Below are 20,198 nucleotides of genomic sequence, written 5' to 3' on the forward strand. Positions count from 1 at the left end.
TTGCCTGCGACAGCGATTCAAATCGATTTAGCCGCCGGTGGTCTGCTTAAGAAATGTAGAGAAGGCATCCCAAGATTTTTTGTCAGCGTCCTCTCGGTATCGCTCTGAGCCAAATACGGTGAACGCATGAGGCGCGCCGCTGTAAGTAATCATTTCGTGCTCGACGCCGCTTTGTTCTAGTTCCACCGCCAGTGCCGCGAAATCCGACATTGGAATTGCTGAGTCAGCCGTACCATGTAGCACCATTATCGGAGCTTTGGTTTGAGCATAGTTTTGTCCTTTTGGTGTTTTTAAACCGCCATGGAAGGTCACAAAACCACGCGCGGTCATGCCAGCTCGCGCTGATTCCAAAGTCGCAGCACCGCCGAAGCAATAGCCCATGACGACCGTGTTATCGAGATTGCCACCAAGTTTACCTGCTTGTGCCAATCCCGCATTCATTAATGCCTGCAACTTGGCTCGATCTTTATACAGTTCGCCAGTATGTTGGCGCTTATCCTCAACTTTGGTGGGTCTCACATCTTGCCCGAATAAATCGACAGCAAATACGTTATAGCCCATTTGGTTAAGCATATCGGCACGCTGTTCTTCATATTCGGTTAAGCCATCCCAGTCGTGTACAAGCAATATCAGAGGAGCTGTATTCTCGACTTTAGCCCAATAGCCCTCATAGGGCTCACCGTTTACTTCATAAATAACATGTTCACCAGCGATGACAGCGGGGGCGAGGATTGCTGCGCCGAGGGAAAGTCCTTTAAGTATCGTGTTCATTTTTGTCCCTTATGTCTGACTTTTATCACCAAAAGCTTAGTACGGACAAAGCGAAAAAGAGGAGGTATGCACATGAATTTTTTAGCGGGTTTCAATCGATTATTTACCGGTTGTGGTGGCTTGTTGAGCCAACATTTAATAATGACTCAAGTGTATACTGGCGATTCTATCGATACAGGGAAGTGTAAATGGTTGTTGGTGAGTTTAGTTTCAAAAATACTTCAGCTATGTCTTTCGCTATGACAATAGCATTGGGCTTGAGCGTTTTTTCAGCCGAGGCGGCGGAATACAAAGATCATGTAGATGATAAAAAGTCGAAGGTGGATAGCACCAGCAAAAGCAATGAAGAGAAGCAGGGCTTTATTGCTTTACCGATTCCAATGTCAAATCCAACACTTGGGACCGGTGTTCAGCTCGTAGGCTTGTATATGCATGCTAAAGAGCCCGATTCTAAAGCTCATAATGACACCTCAGGGGTCATTGGTATGTACACATCGACAGAGAGCTGGCTAGTTGGCGCTTTTCACGATGGGGCTCTGAAAGATGACTCTGTGCGCTACACCGGTGGCATTTTTCATGGTGATTTGAAAATTAAATACTATGGCGATGGCAATGACCCTATCTTTGCTGACGATCCGCTGAAATACGACATGCAGATGAGTGGAGTCATGCTCAGAGCACTGTTTCAAATTGCAGGTTCACATTGGTACATAGGACCCTAATACAACTACATGCAAACCAATATTTCATTTCGTGACTTTAATGATTTTTGGCCAGAAAAGGAGCGCGTAACGTCGGGCGGACTTGGTGCGGTTATTCATTATGATACGCGTGATGACAACTACTACCCAACGCAAGGTTGGTACACCCAGTTTAGCTATATGGATTATGGTCAAAGTTGGGGTGGTGATGGCGATTATAATATTGGCAAATTGGCGAGCAGCAACTATTGGAGTGTCAGAAATGACCTGGTCCTTGCTTCTAAATTAACCGCTATGACCAGCGGCGGCGACGTCCCTTTTTATGAAAAACCCACCCTTCAAATGCGTGGCTTCAACCATGGCCGATATCGAAATGACAATATTATTCAGGCACAGTTTGAAGGACGATGGACCTTTATGCCGAGATTTGGCGCGGTAGGATTTGTTGGATTAGGCAAAACAGCTGAAGCCGAGCAAGATATCTCGCGTCAAAGTACAGTGGTCACTAAAGGGGTTGGTCTCAGGTGGCAACCTGTGGAGCAGAAAAAGATGAACATTCGACTCGACTTAGCGCGAGGACCAGAAGAAAGTACGCTCCATTTATCTGTTGGAGAAGCCTTTTAGAAAAGGGGAGCTTAGCTCCCCTTTTTGAATTGAATTAGGCGTTCATAGGAACCAATATCAAGGTGCCGATAATCACAGTAACAAGGCCTGCGATAACGGGCACAGACGTACGTTTGACGACTTCGAACGGTGAAATCTGAGCCATGCCAGAGGTTGCAACAATGACCCCCGATACCGGTGAAATAGTGCGACCTAGGTTTGACGCTTGTAGCATTGGAATAATCAAAAATGCAGGGCTCAAACCCATTTTCGCGGCCAATGACGGTGCCAGTTCCACAAACGCGTAAAAAGGTGCGTTACCGGAGCCCGTCGCTATTGCAGCGGCGACAGTGAGGCCAGTCAAAATCAGCATCAATGCGATACCGCCAGCGCCTGCTTTATCTGCTAGGTGCAGCAGGTTGTCGATTGCGCCAATAGACATTAGACCCTGAGCAAATACACCTGCGGCAACTAACAACATCACAACACCTTTAAATGCATCTGCCATGCCTTGATAGCAGGATTCAAGATCGTCCAACGTCTTCTTGCCGTTAAAGCGTTTAGTGACAAAATCGACCACGGCACCTAAAAAGATTGAGCCAACCACTATGGTATAGATGTCTAGCGTCAGGCCTGGAATCGTGCGGCCATTGAACAGGAAAACGCCAATGATAGGTAAGAATGGCAAGATGCAGTAGAACGCTGGCGCATCCACTTTGATTTCTGATACATCAACGCGCTCCATAGGCGTGTTTTCTTTTTTGTCGAGGTACTTGTTCCAGAAAAAGGCCGCCGCCGCCATGACGATAATCGCGCAGATGGAAACCGGTAATACCGTTTGAACCGCGAAGACATCCAGTGCTAAGCCGGATTTCTCTGCCGCAATGACCACGTCACCAGAGGTTGGAGAAAGAATGATTGCCGCCGGGGATGCACAGACTGCGACCGCTGCGGGGCGAGAAATACCCATTGCGGTCATCATTGGGAATAGGGTCGCCATCAATAGAACGCCAAGCCCCGTTGCTGAACTTACCGCCAGTGACATAAGACACGCTACGATGTAGGCCGCAACCAACAGCACGTAAGGAGAGGTGATAAACGATAGTGGCTTTGAAAACTGCTTTACCACCACATTGTTGGCGCCAATATGAGTCATATATGACGCAAATCCGCACAGCAGCATGATTTGCATACCCAACCCACCGCCACGATATTGAAGCATGTACTTCACATACTCAAGCGCATCGGTCACCATGTTGCCTGTGGAAGCGATTTTTGCTGGTAGGACAGTGTGGCCAAGTAGTCCGGTCAACAGTAGCAACAAAATACCGGCGGTCAGCAGCACGCCTGCGGGTTTGTAGCCTTTTACGATAAAGTAGCCAACGGTGATGGTCACCACTAAGCCGATCATCAGTTCTAACATAAATCTCCCCTGATACTGTTAAAATGCATGTCTATTTATTTCTAAATGTGTCCGAGACTCTACCTTTAAATGACATGTGGCACGACACTAATACGCTATATTGCTGATCTAGAACAAACAATATTCAGGAGTGATAATTGGGTGTTTAATGTTGGTTAACTGTCTGGTTGGTAGATGTAAATATTGTACTTTGGGGGTAGGGTGAATATTTTAACTGTATCACTGTTGGGTGTTTTCTAAGCAAACTTCGTTTTTAGCGCTTTTCAGAGGTTTCTTTGAGTGAGGGAGTGCCATACACAAAAACAGCCGTTGCAGTTGATGGAGTTGGTCACTCTAATTAAAAGGGTGCAAACGTTGCATTTTGAAATAATGCGGACACAATAAAAATACCATTCATAGCCGCGTAAAAGTATGTATCACTCCGCTATAAACCTTCTGGATGTTCGAGCGTTTGTCTTGGTTGCCAACTTAGGTAACTTTACTAAAGCTGCAGAGGCGCTTGGAGTATCGCGTTCCCATGTCTCTCGTCAAATCCAGTCACTGGAGAAGCAAATGGGGGTCAGTTTAATTATTCGTACGACGCGTTCGATGAAACTGACGGCTGCGGGAGCCATGTTTCTTAGTTCGTGTGATCAAGCTTTGAACTGTATCGACAAAGCGGTTCACACTGCTGTCGATGATATTGAAACGATTCGAGGCAACATCAAAATTAATTGTGTGGGCGGATACATTGGTGAAGAGATGGTAGCGGAGTTTGTCGCTTCATTTTTGCAGGCCAATCCAAACGTGACCATAGAGTTGGACTTTTCGAGCCACCGCGTTGATCTTCTTGAGGAAGAGTTTGATTTAGCGATTAGAATGGGGGCGCTGGCCGATGCGAGTTATGTTGCCCGTAAGCTGACGACTATTGAAATGCAAACTCTGGCAAGCCCAAGTTATTTAGCCAGTTCACCATTACTGACGCATCCTAAGCATCTAAAGTCTCATCGTTGTATCACCGGCTCTGTGACTAAGTGGCGATTTGAACACGTTGACACGAATGAGTCAGTGGAAGTGCCAGTTGACGGTACATTGAGCTGCAAAAATGGCAGGGTATTGATTAATGCCGCCAAACAGGGCCTGGGGCTTATAAGAGTTCCCCGAATTTATTGTGAGTCGGAAATTCAACGTGGGCAGCTTGTTCCTGTGTTCTCGGAATGGCGAGTCAGTGACGTTCCCTTGTCCATTATCTACCATAAAGATAAATTTCAGCCCAACCGGATCAGAGCGTGTATTAATCATCTTATCGACGCATTTGATCAGGGTTAATCCAGTTGGAATAACCGTTATCACCAATGTGCTGATTTATTGATTCTAAAAGATTATTGCTTGATAATCGCTCGCTTCATTTTCCATAGGCGCTGATTGCTTGTATGCACTCCCAGACCAAAAAATACGTTTTTATTTTCATTAGAGCGCTGATACTGTCGGTCGTGCTGTATGGCGTTGTGATTTATCACAGTAGCGATAATTTGGTGAAAAACGAACAGGCGCAATTTCGTCTGCTCACCAAAACGATGCAAGACTACAAGTCGACGCTGTATATCATGGGGGTGATGTTTGAGGCACAGGTGGAAGCCAATCGCGGAAAGTTTATTGAAGAAAGGACATTCGCACGCGGAAAGATCTACTATTATGACGATGATAAGTCGCTGACTCACAACGAAAAGGTAATAAGTACCACCGCAGAGAAAATGTTTGGTAGTATGCCAGAAATGGTCGATGCGCCATCGTACTCGCTCTACTACCGATCGTACGAAGGTCAAAAGTTAATGTCGGCTAAATCGTTCGATATCTCGATCGAAGTGGTTAAATCTGCGTTCTCTGAGAAATCTTGCCTGGCGACATCGAACTGTGCTTATTACGTGTCGCCAGAAGATTTATCAAATCGTCTTGTCGTTTCTGATGTCCATAAAGACAAGGTGACGGGGCAACCTACGATTACGTTGTCGAGTCCCGTTTATGACGATATGACGATGATAGGTGACGTAAACGTTGATATCTATTTAAACTACTTTTCGTTCCTGAAACATAAGACCTTTGTCTCCGCTAAAAATGGTGATAAACGGCAGGTCATCATAGAGAGCTTACGTTATCCCTTTCATAAATACGCGTTTTATAAGCAGTTTACGGTTGATGATTACTTTGAATTTGTTTACCTAATTCCGTACAGTAAGCTCGTTATTGACAGCAGTTGGCTGTTAGTTCTGTTTATCGTGGTCTTGTTTTATATCTTTGTGAAGCTTGAAGAGCTGCAAATCAAACGAGAGCGGCTAAAACAGGCAGAAATTGCGATCTGTCGTGATGAGTTAACGGGTATCTATAATCGTACTATTCTCAAAGACAGCGCATTAAAATATATCAAGGAAAAACAAGGGATGTCGGTCATTGTCATTGATGGTGATGGCTTAAAAGCGATCAATGACACACATGGCCATCATATTGGTGATGAAGCGATCATTCACATCGCAAAACGTATGCGTGTCAATTTTCGAGACAGTGACTACCTCATACGAAGTGGTGGGGATGAATTCTTAATCCTTTTACCGTGTTGTTCGGATAGGACTGCACATCAATTGGCAGAGCGCTTAACTAAAGACATCGCAAGTACTCCATTTGGTGAGCAGGCGCTCAAGATCACTATCAGCTTTGGCGTGAGCCAAGTTCAGGTGAGTGAGAATTTAGATACCGCGATTCAGCGCGCAGATAACCTGCTTTATAAAGATAAACGGAGCAAAATGCGGAAGTCAGAACAAACGAGACGTCATCATGCATAAAGAGCACGACTACAATTTACTCAAAGTACTGGTGCTCATTTATGAGCATCGAAGTCTCACTACTGCAGCGGCGAAACTCGGTAAAACAGAGAGCGCAGTGAGCAAACACTTGGCCAAACTTCGCGATCAGCTCGGCGACCCATTGTTCATACGTCGTAGCTCGGGGCTTGAGCCTACTCACTACCTTGAACGTGTCATGCCAGGTATCCAGCGTGGATTACGCTCGGTGGAAAACGCCCTGAAACAAGGCGTGGTGTTCGATGCGCATCAATATGAACATCCGATAGTTATCGCGTTGGACAATACCTCTATTGAGCGTTTTGGTGCGCCTATTTTAACTGCATTAAGAGTAGTCTTTAAGAACTCTATGATCGAGCTGACGACATGGCGAAGGGATACCTATCAGCGCATTCTCGACGACAAAGTTCAGTTGGGAGTACAGATGTTTAATGAGGATTGCTCAAAATCACTGTATCAAAACGCTTTGCTAAATATTGAGATGGGCGCCATCGTTGGCGAGCAGAGCGACATTCGTCAATGGCAAGATGTGTTTGACAATCCATGTGTCTTTTTTGAGGTCAGAGGCTGGAATGAAACGAACCATCGGCTGATCAGGCAAATGGCTCAATACGACTTATCATTTAACTATCAGACCAGACTCGATAATTTGTCATTGGCAATGTCCACTGTACGGCAAGAAAATACGTCAGTCGTGCTTGCTAAGCATTTGGCGGGAGGAGAGGGACTAAGGTATGTGCCTTTTCCAGAGCACATGCAGAACTATGCACCGCTCGTCTCTTGTATAAAGCAGAGCCACAGGCAAAACCCTTTGCATCAAAAGCTACATAGTATTGTTAAACAAGCGATTGAGGCTTCGTTGTAGGGATAGCTTGGCATCCTTGCCTAGAGAGTGATGCTATAAGGCGGGTTCAGCAATGCGCGGTGGCGTTGTTACTGGTGCAATATCATGGTTAGCTGCCGCATTATTCATTCCCAACTCGATTGTGGGTTGAGTTTGCACGACATCTTGAGTGTGTAGCAGTTCAACAATCGAGTTGGCTTCATATTTGTCGAGAATTCTTGATTTGTAAGTGCTGATCGTTTTTGCACTTAACGACAAAAATTCAGAGATCTGTTTGTTGCTGTAGCCTTTTTTCAAATAGTTGAACACGACAGTTTCTCGTTGGGACAACACAATATTGCGGCTACGTTGTTTGTAGTCGGTTTTGAACAAGTTATAGCCACGCATGACACCTGCAATGGCATCGCGAATCAATGTGGTGTCTTCAGTTTTGCTAATGTAACCATTCGCCCCAAGCTTATAGGCGGTTTCTGAGTACACAGGGTAGCCATAGCTTGATACAAAAATCGCCTTACCTTTATATCCAGAAGCATATGCCCGACGCATGAGTTCGAAACCATCGGCTTCGGCGAGATTAACATCGAGAATGATCAGTTCGATATTGCCAGTTTTTACCAGGTTCAGAGCAGTTTGAATGCTGTCTGTTTGGTGCACCAAGTTCATGTCGTCAATACTGGTTACGATTTTAGCAATCGACTCCCTAACAATAGGGTAGTTATCAATGATGAGACAATCTTTGCTGTTTGGATAGAGCATTAACTTAACCTTGCAAAACAAGTGAATAACAAAAAATGAGCATTTAGAAGGGCGCATCCACGTTGCTTGTCGGTGTCACTTGGTGTGGCGAGTGAATTAATTAATTCACGGCTCAAATTATCTGAGTTGAAAGTATAAGAAATTATTGATGGAAAGTGTGGAAAGACAGAAATTCCAAACTGGAATAGTGTCGGAATTTGTTAAACCCAGTTAAAGATCAAAAGCTTGCCGCTCGACGATTACTGCTTTTTGTCGCTGGAAAAACAAAGAGTGTTTGACAGATTTCACTCCACATTTTGAAAGGATAATCCCTCCTCACATAGACTTTTTTGAAATTTAGGTACATAAAAATGTGACGTAGGTCTTGTTTTATTCTGTGTTAGGTATAAAATTACACCTAGATGAAATTTTCCTACATGTATATCGGAGAACAAGCATGAGTTACGAACTAGGCTCAGTTTATGTTGGTCAAATGGCTGCGAAGAAAATGATGGACGAAATGCTATATGGAAAAGCACAGCCGAAGAAAAAGTCTTTCGTTAAGCGAATGATGAAAAAGCTGTCTAAATAATAGGTTCGAAAAAAGAGGGCTCGCCAGTTGCGAGCCCTCTTTTTTATATGAGATTCTACAGGTTAAGATGCATTCTTCTCACCAAAATCAACCACGTTATCAGGGGTTTGAGCAGGTCTGCGACTTTCAAGCCACTTTTCTAAATTATCCGCCCCTCCGACATACTCTCCCTCAAGCCAAATCTGTGGAACGGTCACGGGCGTTTTAAGACCAATATGGGCTTTTACCTCCGGAATCATTCTATAAAGGGCGGCGCTGTCTTTGACGACATCATGATAAGTGTAGGGAATACCAGCTTCATCGAGAAGTTTTTTGGCTTTGACACAGTAGGGACAGGTGGCTTTACCGTAGACGATGTTACCCTGCAGTGTGTCGCGCTTTGTCCATTCTTGAATCACGGATTGCACCAACACACCGCGGTTCAATGCCTCACCTTGGCTAACAACTTTTCCTTCAACCATCAAAATAGGGGCGTGCCAAGACCCTGCTTTAAGTGGTTCCCACCAATGCGATAGCCAATCTTTAACCTCGAGTTCAATAGGGATCCCTTCCAGCTCGTTGGCAAAGGTGTCGGTCAATATGTCTTTGGTTAATGTGCACTCACCGCAAGGGATGTTCACTTTAAATGGGCCCCAGCTCCCTGCCCAGCGGTATAACGTGAGTTTAATCGGTTGTGCCATGTTCTTTGCCTCTTAATTCTTCCATTTAATAGAGTAGAACCTTGAATACGAATTTTCATTTCAAGCAGAGTAAATTATTTTTTTACACGCTTGTTGGTTTCCCAGTGTGTGATAAAGGCAACCGAGGCAATGATAATAGCGGCCCCTAACCACAAGCGTCCAGGTGGCGCCCAGCCAAATACAATCCAGCCAGCAAGAACGTTCATTGGCAGCTTTGCGTGATCAAAAGGTTGTACGAATGATGCATCAGCAACGGAGTAGGCTTTGACAATAGCCCATTGTGCGAGTGCAGTAAGGGCGCCGGCGCCAATAAGTAACATCCATACCCAGCCTGTTGTTGGTAAAGACCACTCGGGTAGTGCTAAAAACAGGTTAAATGGCGTGATCAGCAATAATAAATACACCACCATGGTAGATGGTGAGTCATCCGCAGATAGGTGTTTCACCATCAATGAATAACAGGCCCAAAAGAACGCAGCACCAACCGGCAGTAGTGTCGCCCAGCTAAAATCGTCAGCCCAAGGTTCGAGAATGATCATCGCACCGATAAAACCAAATAGCGTGGCTATCCAACGTGCGGGTCCCACCGTTTCTTTCAGTAATAGCCCCGAACCTAATGTCGCGAAAAGTGGTGATGTCATCAGCAGTGCAATGCCTTGCCAAATGGGAACCGGATAGGCCAGGGCCCACATCCAAAGTTGAATTCCCACTACTGAAAGAAAGACGCGAAACAAGTGTTTAGAAAAGTGCTGAGTACGCAATGAGTGCCTAAATCCAAGCGACGTTAGATAAGGCAGAATGACGAAAAATGCTATCGCATATTGAATAAAAGCCACCATGGTTGATGACATGCCGTGGCGAATACTGACTACTTGGGCAATATTGTTCACTAAAGCAAAAGCGGCTCCCGCGGCTAGCATCCATAGCGCGCCACGAATGGGATGGTGATGTGAGCTCATAAGTTATTTTGGTAGTTTTTTCGGCATGTTACTACGAATAGACATGGCTACCAAGCGACAGAGTATGATTCAAATCAGGTGCAGAGTGAACAAACCAAGTGCGGGAGATCAATTTAATTACCGAATGTTCAAATGATGTTCAGTTTGAAGTTGATTTTTTATGCTGGATAAAGGATATTTATGCCAAATTTTATGCTTAACATAGACATAATTATGAATACTCATACTGAAGCGTCGCCAAAGGTGGCATCAGGGACGAAAACCTGGCAAATGCCAGATACCCTCATTCTTATTTTTGTTGTCGGTATCCTAGCGACATTATTGACTTATTTTGTTCCTGCGGGGCATTTTGATAGTCAGGAAGTGACTTATCTTGTTGATGGTGCTGAGAAAACACGTACTGTCATCGACCCACATTCATTCGAGTACGCGGCGGATGAAAATGGTGAACTGGTTTATAAGTCTGTAGGCCTATTTGCTTCCGGTGGTGGTATTGGTCTGATGAACTTTGCCTTTGAAGGTTTAGTCTCTGGCTCAAAATGGGGCTCGGCCATTGGCGTGATCATGTTCATGCTGGTTATCGGCGGTGCGTTTGGCATTGTGATGCGTACAGGTACCATCGATAACGGTATCCTACGTCTCATCGATAAAACCAAAGGCAGTGAAGCGCTGTTCATTCCTGTTTTGTTTGGCCTGTTTTCTCTTGGCGGCGCAGTCTTTGGTATGGGTGAAGAAGCGGTGGCATTTGCTATCATTATTGCCCCTTTGATGGTTCGTTTGGGTTATGACGGCATTACTACTGTCATGGTGACCTACGTGGCGACGCAAATTGGTTTTGCAACGTCATGGATGAACCCGTTTTCCGTTGCGGTTGCTCAGGGTATTGCGGGCATTCCAGTGCTGTCAGGTATGACGATGCGTATGGTGATGTGGGCCGTGTTTACTGTGATTGGTATTGTGTTCACAATGGTTTATGCCTCTCGCATTAAAGCGAATCCAGAGCTTTCATACAGCCGCCGTACCGATGTTTACTTTAGAAAACAAGCTGATACGGTTAAGGAGTCTCGTTGGAACCTAGGTGATACGCTGGTACTACTTACCGTTGTAGCAACGACTGTATGGGTAGTATGGGGTGTAGTGATGCACGCTTGGTATATCCCAGAGATCGCTTCTCAGTTCTTTACCATGGGTTTTGTGGCTGGTCTCATTGGTGTGTTATTCCGCTTGAACGGCATGACCCTAAACGACATGGCTGATGCTTTCAAAGAGGGCGCAAGCATCATGCTTGCACCAGCGTTACTTGTCGGTTGTGCAAAAGGCGTGCTGCTGATTCTAGGTGGGGGTACTACCGATGAGTCTAGCGTTCTAAACTCTATTCTTAACAGTGCTGGTGGCATGATTAGTGGCCTACCTGATGTTGCCGCTGCTTGGTTAATGTATGCATTCCAGTCGGTATTTAACTTCTTCGTGACGTCAGGTTCTGGTCAAGCAGCACTAACTATGCCGCTGCTGGCACCATTGGCAGATATTGCCGGTGTGACACGTCAAGTTGCAGTACTGGCATTCCAGCTTGGTGATGGCTTTACTAACGTTATCGTACCAACATCCGCATCTCTGATGGCAACGCTTGGTGTATGTCGTATTGATTGGGGTGACTGGGCAAAATTCTGTTGGCGCTTTATACTGCTGCTATTCGTTTTAGCAAGTTTTGTGATTATCGGTGCGCACCTAGCTGGGTTCGCGTAATACCAAACACTATAAGGTTTAAAAAAGCGGGCTTTGTCCCGCTTTGTTTTTTATTGGGCGAAATGATGCAACAACAAACTCAACAACACATCAAACCAAATTATCCAACGATCACATCACTCGATGTCGATACGCTTCCTGCTGGCGAACATCGCTTTTGGTTTCAAGTTTCAACCAATGCCATGGGCGTGGGTATTCAACTACCGGTTATCGTTATAAAAGGCGAAAAACCAGGCGCTAAGTTTATGATCACAGCAGGCGTGCATGGTGATGAACTCAATGGCATTTTGACTGCCCATAAACTGGCGAGAAAGCTGGAGCACAATGTGGATGCGGGTGTCGTCACCATTGTGCCATCTGTGAATATTCCCGGCATCTTAACGCATAGCCGCGATTTTAGTTCGTCGGATCCCGATGCATCACCGGCCAACCTCAATCGGTTTTTTCCAGGCAAAGTTGATGGTGATGCGGCAAATCAATATCTCTACCGTCTTTGGAATCAATTGCTTAAGCCCAATGCCGAGTTTGCTATCGATTTGCATACTCAAACGCGCGGCGCAACGTATCCTCTTTATGTGTTTGCTGACTTTAGACTCGAACCAGCACTTGAGATGGCTCGCTTGATAAAACCTGATGTTATTCTTAACGATCCGGGCGATGCGGGTGTACTTGAAACGGTATGGAATAGCTCGGGCGTGCCAAGTATTACGATTGAAGTAGGGATGGGCAAGATCACTCAACCTGAACTTATTGAGCGCACAGTTGATGGTGTAAGACAAATATTGACTCGTCATGGTCTAATGAAAGGAAGTGCCCCTGAAGTGTTAGCTTGCGCGGTAGAAGGGCAGAGCATTACGACAGTGCGAGCACGCCAAGGTGGGTTTGTTATCCCGCAGGTGGAGCTGTTACAGCAAGTTGACGCTGACCAGCTAGTCGCAACGCAATACGATGCTTTTGGCCAAGTACTGGATCAATATTACGCCCCCCATGCCGGCACGGTACTCAGTTACAACGTGGATAGCCTTCGTGATCCAGGTGCTTTGGTTGTTCGTTTGATTCGATAGATTCAAAAGCGGATAGCCAAAATTAGGTAAAAAAAACCTCCCCTAATTCGCTCTAGGGGAGGCCAAATAGTGACCACTTATGAAGTCCCTTCTGCCTAGAATGTGTTTATTATGCAACTTTCTCCCTCTAAAAAAGCCACCTAACCAACACTGAGACCGATAAGTGCAAATGCTGCCAGCATTTGTCTCTACTACTAAAGCAGTAGTCGTGCCAAGTATGAAATAATGCATAAGATGTTGATTTTATGATATTTGTAAGAAATTGAACTTCGGTGGTAACGTTAGCGAAGGAAGCTAGCTGGTGCACTTGCACTAAAATAGGGAAGGCTGAGCGCTATACTCAGCCTTAAAATACGCATCTATGGAAATACGATTCTGATTAAATCGTTGGTAGAGGTTTAGATGCTACGAGACGCGACTAGAAGTCGTAGCGTAGACCTAGACGCATGGAATCTTCTGCATCATAAGCCAATGCGTTATCACCTTTTTTAAGATTGTTCAGCTTGAACGCTAGGTAAGAACGTAAGTTGCTGTTGAACTTGTATTGACCTGTAAGTTCGTAGAAATCGGTTTTCTTCTTTTCAGCAGAAGCCGCTTGTTCTTGTTCCGTATTCTGGTAGGCACCCATTACTGAGAAGCCACCACCGATTTTGTAGTTCGCAGAGACTTCCGTACCTTTGAATTCAGTGCCTTTAGATGTGTCTAGGTCACCTTGAGTGTAAGTACCACCAAGTTCAAGGCCAGCAATGGAGTACGTTAAGCCTGCGATTGTTTGCTTTTGATCGCCATTTGAATTTTTGCCTGCGCCATTTTGTGAGTAACCAAGACCTAGACCCAGACCGAACGGTAACTCATAGCGAGCGGCAATGCCGTAGCCATTCGAGTTACTCTCTTGTCCAGCAATGGCACTGGCTTCTACAGTTAGCGCATCTGCAAAGTGCCCAGAGTACTTCACCGTATTGTTGATTTGCTCGTTACCGGACGTGATGAACTCTTTTTGTGCACCAGTGTAGATTTGGCCGTTGTCAGACATTTGAGAAATGATAACACCAGCAGTATCTTGACGACCGAATGAAACCGCACCAAAATCAGTTTCTAAACCCGCGAACATGTAGCGTTGTTTAAGGTCTTCTTGTTTACCATCCGCTTTTTTAGCGGAGTGCTCAACCTCCCACTTACCAAAACCTGAGAGCTTGTCATTGATTTTGGTTTTACCTTCAATGTTAAGACGAGCGCGGCTTTGATTATCCATAGAACCAACCACTTTTTCGCCATTAGATTGGCCACCGAAGTCACCACGAAATTCCATACGACCGCCAACTTCAAGGGAAGTGCCATCGTTATTGTATACTTCCGCTGCGCCAACTACGCTAGACATCAATGCTGAAACAACTGCACTCGCCAATACTGCTTTATTCATTATTAAATCACCTTGGTTATCATAAATGAAGTTCGAACCTCAAATTCGAGATTAGAGTATGCGGGGTTTATTAAAGATATATGTCAATTTAATGAAGATAAAATTAGGCATTTATCTTTGTTTTCAATGTGTTATCCACTATGGTGAATTGGTGTTATGGGTTATTTCGCAGGGTGTTGAGTGGTTTTGGGTGGTTGTGTGGCGTGAATTTTATGCTTCTGCTAAATACTTTATGGTTACAAATAAAAAGCCCGAGAGTGAGGTCTCGGGCAGGGGTGTAGATAGGGTAACTAATTAGCTTTAGAAGTTGTAGCGTAGGCCTAGACGTAGTGAATTGTCTGCGTCTTCAGCCAGAGTTGAGCTATCAGCTTTCAAATTGTTGATTTTGTATGTTGCGTAAGCACGAATGCTCTTGTTGAAGTCGTATCGACCGGTTAGCTCGATAAAGTCATTGGTGTTGGTTTTGTCGCCGTTGTCTGCTTTTTCTTCTGACTTAGCGTAGGCTGCGATGACGCGGAATCCGTTACCAAATTTATAGTGACCAGCAAGCTCAGTACCTGTGAACTCTTTGGCGTCAGTACCAGTCGCTTTGTCGTTGATATCACCCTGAGTGTATGAACCCGCAATGTAGAACGAGCCAATCTCATAGCTCAGGCCGCCAATTAGCTGGCTTGAACTGCCGTTATCTTGACCCAGTGTTTCACCAAGATCACCTGTTGAGTAGCCAAGACCGATACCTAGACCTATTGGCAGTTGGTAAATACCAGAAAGACCGTAAGCGTTGTTGCTTTTCTCGTCACTTGCCACGAAATCCGCTTCAACCACTAAAGCATCCATGAAGTCGCCAGTGTACTTGATGGTGTTGTTCACTTGCTCATCACCTGCAGAGATGAAGTCTTTGTTCGTGTTTGTGTGCGTGCCGATATCGGTCATTTTAGAGACTTGAACGTTAGCGGTATCTTGCTTACCGAATGAGAATGCACCGAATTGAGTGCCGATACCTGCGTACATGTAACGTTGTTTGAAGCTAGTGTTCGCAGAGTTGTTGCCGCCGTTGTCTTTAGCGCCATTTTGGATTGTTTGCTCAGCTTCGTAGAAACCAAAGCCAGTCAGGTTGTCAGAGATTTGAGTCTCACCACCAACGTTTAGGCGGAAGCGAGATTTATTCTCCATTGTACCGTCAAGTTCTTTGCCCGAATCTTTGCCTTGGAAGTCACCACGGAACTCTGCGCGGCCACCAACGTTTAGTGTAGTACGATCTTTGCTATACACTTCAGCCGCCAGAGTTGAACCTGATACCATTGCTGCAACCACTGCACTCGCTAGAACTGCCTTTTTCATTTTCTCATTACCTTTTTGTATGGATGACAAGACTTCATGTCTTTGTTTGGTTGTGGTTAAGGTATGGTTTTCTCGTGACAGATAAATGTGAGTTATATTACGTTTTGATTTAAATGGGGTTTTCTAGTGAGTAGAGTGATGGTTGATTTGAGGGAAAAGAAAAGGGCGAGTGAACTCGCCCTTGTGTATTGGTTAACCGGGTAGGTTAGAAGTCGTAACGTAGACCTAGACGTAGTGAATTGTCTGCGTCCTCTGTAAGTGCTGAGCTATCCGCTTTCAAGTTATTTACCTTGTATGTTAGGTAAGTACGGAGTGAACTGTTGAAGTAATAGATACCAGTTAGCTCAAAGTAATCACTCACATCAAACTTAGCTGCGCCGTTAGGGTCGATCTCACCTTTTTGATAACCAACTAGTGCTTGGAAATTATTTTCAAATAGGTAGTGGGCGACAAACTCGTAACCAGTGAAGTCGTTGTCTGCAGTAGTTAACTTTTTAGAGCCTTCACCTTGGGTGTAAGTTGCAGCAACATAAAGGCCTTCCCATTTGTAGTTCAAACCACCGATAAACTGTTTGGAGTCCTGACTACCATCGTTTTCGTTAGCCGCGTAACCTAAACCTACGCCAAGACCAAAGGGGAAAGTATAAATACCAGACAACGCGTATCCGTCTTCATTAGATTCGCTTGAGGCTAGTAAACTAGCCTTTACTGATAAGGCATCCATGAAATAACCAGAGTAGTTGATGGCGTTGTTAATTTGCTCATCGCCTGCTTCAATATAGGTTTTTTGGATACCACTGTGCGTAGATACGTTGTCTGACATTTGTGAGATTTGTACTGTCGCGGCATCTTGACGACCAAACGAAATAGCATTGTTGTTCGACTCTAGCCCAGCATACATGTAACGCTGCTCGAAAGTGATTCCCTTTGTACCTTTGTCGTTGCCGCCAGAGGAGTTTACTTTTTGCTCAGCCTCGTAAAAACCAAATCCAGACAGGTCATCAGTAATTTGGGTTTTGCCGCCTACGTTTAAACGAACTCGTGAATTGTTGTCCATAGTTCCTTTGAGCTCGGTACCATCTGCCCTACCCTGGAAATCACCACGGAATTCCGCACGACCACCGATGCTTAGAGACGTACCATCTGAACTGTATACCTCTGCTGCAAGTGCTGAACCAGAGACGAGTGCTGTTGTAATCGCCGTAGCGATGGCTGCCATTTTCATAATTTTATCCTTTAATTATTTTTAACCACTGCAATGTTTCCACTGCGAGATCGCTCCGATACCACTCTAAGAACGATCTACTTGAAGGATAGGACGCCTTTTAAATGTTTCCTCACCGATTGATGTAAAGTTCCCTCCAAACTGTAATTTTGTGATCTATTGCTCATATATCACCCATTTCATTGCGACTTTTGTAACTCATTTCTCCTGATAAGCTTCGTGGTTACTTAATGAACCATGTTTTTGCTTGAGCATCAGGGCAAACGCAAGAGACGGTGATGTACGCAATGTTGCTATTGAGCGCTTGTTTTTTATCCATAATTTGGCGGCAAGCAGCACAAAAAACACACTAAAAGATCTAAATTGACTCAAAATTACTGAGTTTCTTTTGGTTTTTATAATGCTTTATGATTTTTGTTGTTTTTTTTAATCGTTGAATTTAATGGATTTTTTGGAATAGAAAACAGTGTTTTTAATGTTTTACGTCTTTTTATGAAGGCTTTGGGAACTTTGAGGTTAGAGTGGCTCTCGTCATGTTAATCCAGCGTTACATCAAGGTGGGTTGCATGCATAGGTGTTATGTCTGTGTGCGTAACCACTTAATGAACGTGATGTCATCCAACGAGATGATACAAAAACTTGAAATATGGAAATCCCAATGAACAAAAATATTATCGCACTAGCAGTGGCAGCTGCTGCATTCGGTACTACTGCACAAGCAGTTGAGCTATACAACAACGATGGTTCTACTTTCTCTATCGGCGGTCACGCTACTGTTGGCGTTGCTGGCGGTGACGAGTCTCACTTCGCAGTTGACGAAAAATCTCCACGTATCAACATGGAAGCAACTCAAGACCTAGGCAACGGCTTCACGGCTGACGTTAAAGGTGAGTGGGCGCTTAACATGCTTAACGGCGGCGACAACTCTTTCACTACTCGTCTTGGTTACATCGGTGTTTCTCACGCTGATTACGGTCGCCTTGCAGCTGGTACACAGTGGTCTCCATACTACTCTGCAGCAGGCATCGCTGACCAACCAATCGCGTTCGCGAACGACTTCCTATACGACAACCACGGTGCTCTAGGTACTGGTCGTGCAGACGGTCTAGTTGCTTACACTAAAGGCTTTGAGTTTGGTGACGCTGGTGCGCTAAACGTTGGTCTAGGTTGGCAAGGTTCTGCTGATCTTGTTGACGAAAAAGACAACAAGTTCGGCATCACAGATGACCGTGGTCAAATCGCTCTAGGTTACGACATTGCTAACTTCAACGTAAACTACGCTTACACTGGCGGTGATGTTCGCATCCACTCGCAAACTGAGAAAGCGCAATCTCACGTTGTTTCTGCTAAGTACGGTCAATACGGTAACGGCCTATTCGTTGCTGGTGTTGTAGCAATGAACGAATACATGAACGGTGCTTCAATCTCTGGTGGCGCTCTGCCTCTAGAAGAGACTCGCGCTTACGAAGCTATCGTTGCTTACGGCCTAACTAACAGCCTAAACCTAAGCGTTAACTACGAAGCAGTTAACGACGAGAAGAAGAGCGACACAGTATACGCAACTTCTGCTATCCAAGCTGAGTACGACATTCACCCACGCGTACGTGCTTTCGTAGCATACCAGTTTGACCTACAAGGTTCTGGCGAATACAAAACAGACAAAGACAACCAATACGCAGCTGGCGTACGTTTCTTCCTATAATAGAAACAGTTAGTCTTTTGATTGCAGAAACCCGCTCTAGTGAGCGGGTTTTTTTATGCTTGAAACCCACAAGTATAGGTGTGGCAAATGCCAGCCTGGCGTTGCATTTGTAGAAAAAATGCACAAAAGGTAAAAATATCTTACAAGATGTGATCTTTGCTCAGTTATTCTCAATTTAAACTCAGTTAACCTGTTGAAAATTATATGTTTTAATTTTAGTTGTTTGGTGTTTTTAACTCTTCATTTCATTTCACGTCACAACGGGGAACTTCCCGTTTAAAGTAGCTCCATATCGCAAATTCATGTTTTTCATGCACTTGTACTGAGTGATCTGTTATTTGCAGGCATTCATTGCAGCGCGTTTAACACCCTATTACTTGAGTTTTGCTTTTCGCTCTTATGGATAGAGAAAAGCGCTTAAGTAAGAAACTGTCATATGGAAGTTATTATGAACAAAACTCTACTAGCTCTTGCTGTTACAGCAGCAGCAATCGGTACTCAAGCTAACGCTCTAGAAGTTTACAACAACGAAGGCACGGTAATGAACATCGGCGGTCACGTGACTGTTGGTCTTACTGGTGCACACAAAGGTCAAGACGCTCGCGTTGAAGAGAAGTCTCCTCGTCTAAACGTTGAAGTAATCCAAGACCTAGGTAACGGCTTCAAGGCTGATTTCAAAGCTGAATGGCAAATGAACATGCTTGAAGGTGCTGAGAACACGTTCAAGACTCGTCTAGGCTACATCGGTCTTGGTCACGAGACTTACGGTCGTCTAGCGGCTGGTACACAGTGGTCTCCATACTACATGGCAGCAGGTGTTGTTGATACGCCAATCGGTTGGTCAAACGACTTCCTATACGACAACCACGGTTTCTTCGGTACGGCACGTGCTGAGAAGATGGTTGCTTACTCAAACACTATCGACTTTGACACTGCTGGTGCTCTAACTGTAGGTGCGGGTTGGCAGGGTGCTAACCAAACAACAGAGACTACCAAAAATGACCTTGGCATCGCTCAAACTGACGTAGTTCTTGAGTCTCAAAACCGTGCTCAAATCGCAGCTGGTTATGCAATCAACGGTTTCAACGCTAACTACGCGTTTAACTCTGGTAACCTAACAGAGCGTGGCGTTGCACGTACTGCAGAATCTCACCTAGTTTCTGGTAAATACGGTAACTTTGGTTCTGGTCTATACGTAGCAGCAACTTACGCAGCGAACGAGTACATGAACTCGTACGACAACCGTCTACTAAAAGACACTAAAGCGTTCGACTCTGTTCTAGCTTACGGTCTTGATTTCGGTCTAAACCTAATCGTTAAGCACGAAGAGCTAAAAGACGATGAGCTAGGTCTACGTGTTAAGTCTGGTACTTCTGTACAAGCTGAATACACTATCTCACCACGCCTACGTGCATACACTGGTTACAACTACGATAACCAAGGTGAAGGTAAATACCAGAAGCAGAAAGATCACCAATTCATCATTGGTACTCGTTTCTACCTATAATCACTTAGTTTGATTAGATAAAAGGCGCTGATATTTAGCGCCTTTTTTATT

18 protein-coding genes are annotated in these 20,198 nt (G+C 44.8%); 10 read left to right on the forward strand and 8 right to left on the reverse strand.

What is annotated here, in order from left to right:
- Positions 1-27 precede the first annotated feature (27 nt).
- Positions 28-771: a dienelactone hydrolase family protein gene (locus AAA946_RS17030; RefSeq protein WP_338165988.1), complete on the reverse strand. Its 744-nt coding sequence runs from the start codon at positions 769-771 to the stop codon at positions 28-30.
- A 188-nt stretch (positions 772-959) separates the two neighbouring features.
- On the opposite strand from AAA946_RS17030, the gene AAA946_RS17035 reads away from it, so the two are divergent.
- Positions 960-1,493, forward strand: coding sequence for a hypothetical protein (locus tag AAA946_RS17035; protein ID WP_338165989.1), 534 nt, complete (start codon positions 960-962; stop codon positions 1,491-1,493).
- Between the two features lie 9 nt (positions 1,494-1,502).
- Complete coding sequence (locus tag AAA946_RS17040; RefSeq protein WP_338165990.1) at positions 1,503-2,096, forward strand: BamA/TamA family outer membrane protein; 594 nt, start codon at positions 1,503-1,505, stop codon at positions 2,094-2,096.
- A gap of 34 nt (positions 2,097-2,130) precedes the next feature.
- On the opposite strand, the gene dcuC is transcribed toward AAA946_RS17040, so the two are convergent.
- The gene (gene dcuC, locus AAA946_RS17045; RefSeq protein ID WP_338165991.1) at positions 2,131-3,498 is read right to left on the reverse strand and encodes an anaerobic C4-dicarboxylate transporter DcuC; all 1,368 of its coding nucleotides are present in this window, start codon (positions 3,496-3,498) and stop codon (positions 2,131-2,133) included.
- Positions 3,499-3,909: 411 nt separating this feature from the next.
- On the opposite strand from dcuC, the gene AAA946_RS17050 reads away from it, so the two are divergent.
- The 3 genes from AAA946_RS17050 to AAA946_RS17060 all read left to right on the forward strand — a co-directional run bounded on the left by AAA946_RS17050 (position 3,910) and on the right by AAA946_RS17060 (position 7,197).
- On the forward strand, positions 3,910-4,806 hold the full coding sequence (locus AAA946_RS17050; protein ID WP_338165992.1) for a LysR family transcriptional regulator: 897 nt from the start codon (positions 3,910-3,912) through the stop codon (positions 4,804-4,806).
- A gap of 104 nt (positions 4,807-4,910) precedes the next feature.
- Positions 4,911-6,314: a sensor domain-containing diguanylate cyclase gene (locus tag AAA946_RS17055; RefSeq protein ID WP_338165993.1), complete on the forward strand. Its 1,404-nt coding sequence runs from the start codon at positions 4,911-4,913 to the stop codon at positions 6,312-6,314.
- Positions 6,307-7,197, forward strand: coding sequence for a LysR family transcriptional regulator (locus tag AAA946_RS17060; protein WP_338165994.1), 891 nt, complete (start codon positions 6,307-6,309; stop codon positions 7,195-7,197). Before AAA946_RS17055 ends, AAA946_RS17060 begins: the two co-directional genes overlap by 8 nt.
- A 33-nt stretch (positions 7,198-7,230) precedes the next feature.
- On the opposite strand, the gene AAA946_RS17065 is transcribed toward AAA946_RS17060, so the two are convergent.
- Complete coding sequence (locus AAA946_RS17065; protein WP_338165995.1) at positions 7,231-7,932, reverse strand: response regulator transcription factor; 702 nt, start codon at positions 7,930-7,932, stop codon at positions 7,231-7,233.
- Between the two features lie 436 nt (positions 7,933-8,368).
- On the opposite strand from AAA946_RS17065, the gene AAA946_RS17070 reads away from it, so the two are divergent.
- Complete coding sequence (locus tag AAA946_RS17070; protein ID WP_338165996.1) at positions 8,369-8,503, forward strand: hypothetical protein; 135 nt, start codon at positions 8,369-8,371, stop codon at positions 8,501-8,503.
- A 62-nt stretch (positions 8,504-8,565) separates the two neighbouring features.
- On the opposite strand, the gene AAA946_RS17075 is transcribed toward AAA946_RS17070, so the two are convergent.
- Together AAA946_RS17075 and AAA946_RS17080 are read right to left on the reverse strand one after the other, a co-directional pair.
- Positions 8,566-9,183, reverse strand: coding sequence for a glutaredoxin family protein (locus tag AAA946_RS17075; protein ID WP_338165997.1), 618 nt, complete (start codon positions 9,181-9,183; stop codon positions 8,566-8,568).
- A gap of 74 nt (positions 9,184-9,257) precedes the next feature.
- A complete protein-coding gene (locus tag AAA946_RS17080) occupies positions 9,258-10,142 on the reverse strand; it encodes a DMT family transporter (RefSeq protein ID WP_338165998.1) in 885 nt (294 codons plus the stop codon).
- Positions 10,143-10,412: 270 nt separating this feature from the next.
- On the opposite strand from AAA946_RS17080, the gene yfcC reads away from it, so the two are divergent.
- Complete coding sequence (gene yfcC, locus AAA946_RS17085) at positions 10,413-11,888, forward strand: putative basic amino acid antiporter YfcC (RefSeq protein ID WP_338167194.1); 1,476 nt, start codon at positions 10,413-10,415, stop codon at positions 11,886-11,888.
- A 65-nt stretch (positions 11,889-11,953) separates the two neighbouring features.
- Positions 11,954-12,952, forward strand: a complete 999-nt coding sequence (locus tag AAA946_RS17090) for a succinylglutamate desuccinylase/aspartoacylase family protein (RefSeq protein ID WP_338165999.1) — start codon at positions 11,954-11,956, stop codon at positions 12,950-12,952.
- 418 nt (positions 12,953-13,370) lie between these two features.
- On the opposite strand, the gene AAA946_RS17095 is transcribed toward AAA946_RS17090, so the two are convergent.
- The 3 genes from AAA946_RS17095 to AAA946_RS17105 form a co-directional block, all read right to left on the reverse strand.
- Positions 13,371-14,372, reverse strand: coding sequence for a porin (locus tag AAA946_RS17095; protein WP_338166000.1), 1,002 nt, complete (start codon positions 14,370-14,372; stop codon positions 13,371-13,373).
- Between the two features lie 300 nt (positions 14,373-14,672).
- Positions 14,673-15,713 carry a porin gene (locus AAA946_RS17100; protein WP_338166001.1) on the reverse strand — a complete coding sequence of 347 codons (1,041 nt, stop codon included), beginning with the start codon at positions 15,711-15,713 and terminating at the stop codon, positions 14,673-14,675.
- A gap of 205 nt (positions 15,714-15,918) precedes the next feature.
- On the reverse strand, positions 15,919-16,938 hold the full coding sequence (locus AAA946_RS17105) for a porin (protein ID WP_338166002.1): 1,020 nt from the start codon (positions 16,936-16,938) through the stop codon (positions 15,919-15,921).
- 658 nt (positions 16,939-17,596) lie between these two features.
- On the opposite strand from AAA946_RS17105, the gene AAA946_RS17110 reads away from it, so the two are divergent.
- Together AAA946_RS17110 and AAA946_RS17115 are read left to right on the forward strand one after the other, a co-directional pair.
- The gene (locus tag AAA946_RS17110) at positions 17,597-18,640 is read left to right on the forward strand and encodes a porin (protein WP_338166003.1); all 1,044 of its coding nucleotides are present in this window, start codon (positions 17,597-17,599) and stop codon (positions 18,638-18,640) included.
- Between the two features lie 448 nt (positions 18,641-19,088).
- Positions 19,089-20,147 carry a porin gene (locus AAA946_RS17115; RefSeq protein WP_338166004.1) on the forward strand — a complete coding sequence of 353 codons (1,059 nt, stop codon included), beginning with the start codon at positions 19,089-19,091 and terminating at the stop codon, positions 20,145-20,147.
- Positions 20,148-20,198 lie beyond the last annotated feature (51 nt).

The organism is Vibrio sp. 10N (assembly GCF_036245475.1).
Lineage (GTDB): Bacteria > Pseudomonadota > Gammaproteobacteria > Enterobacterales > Vibrionaceae > Vibrio.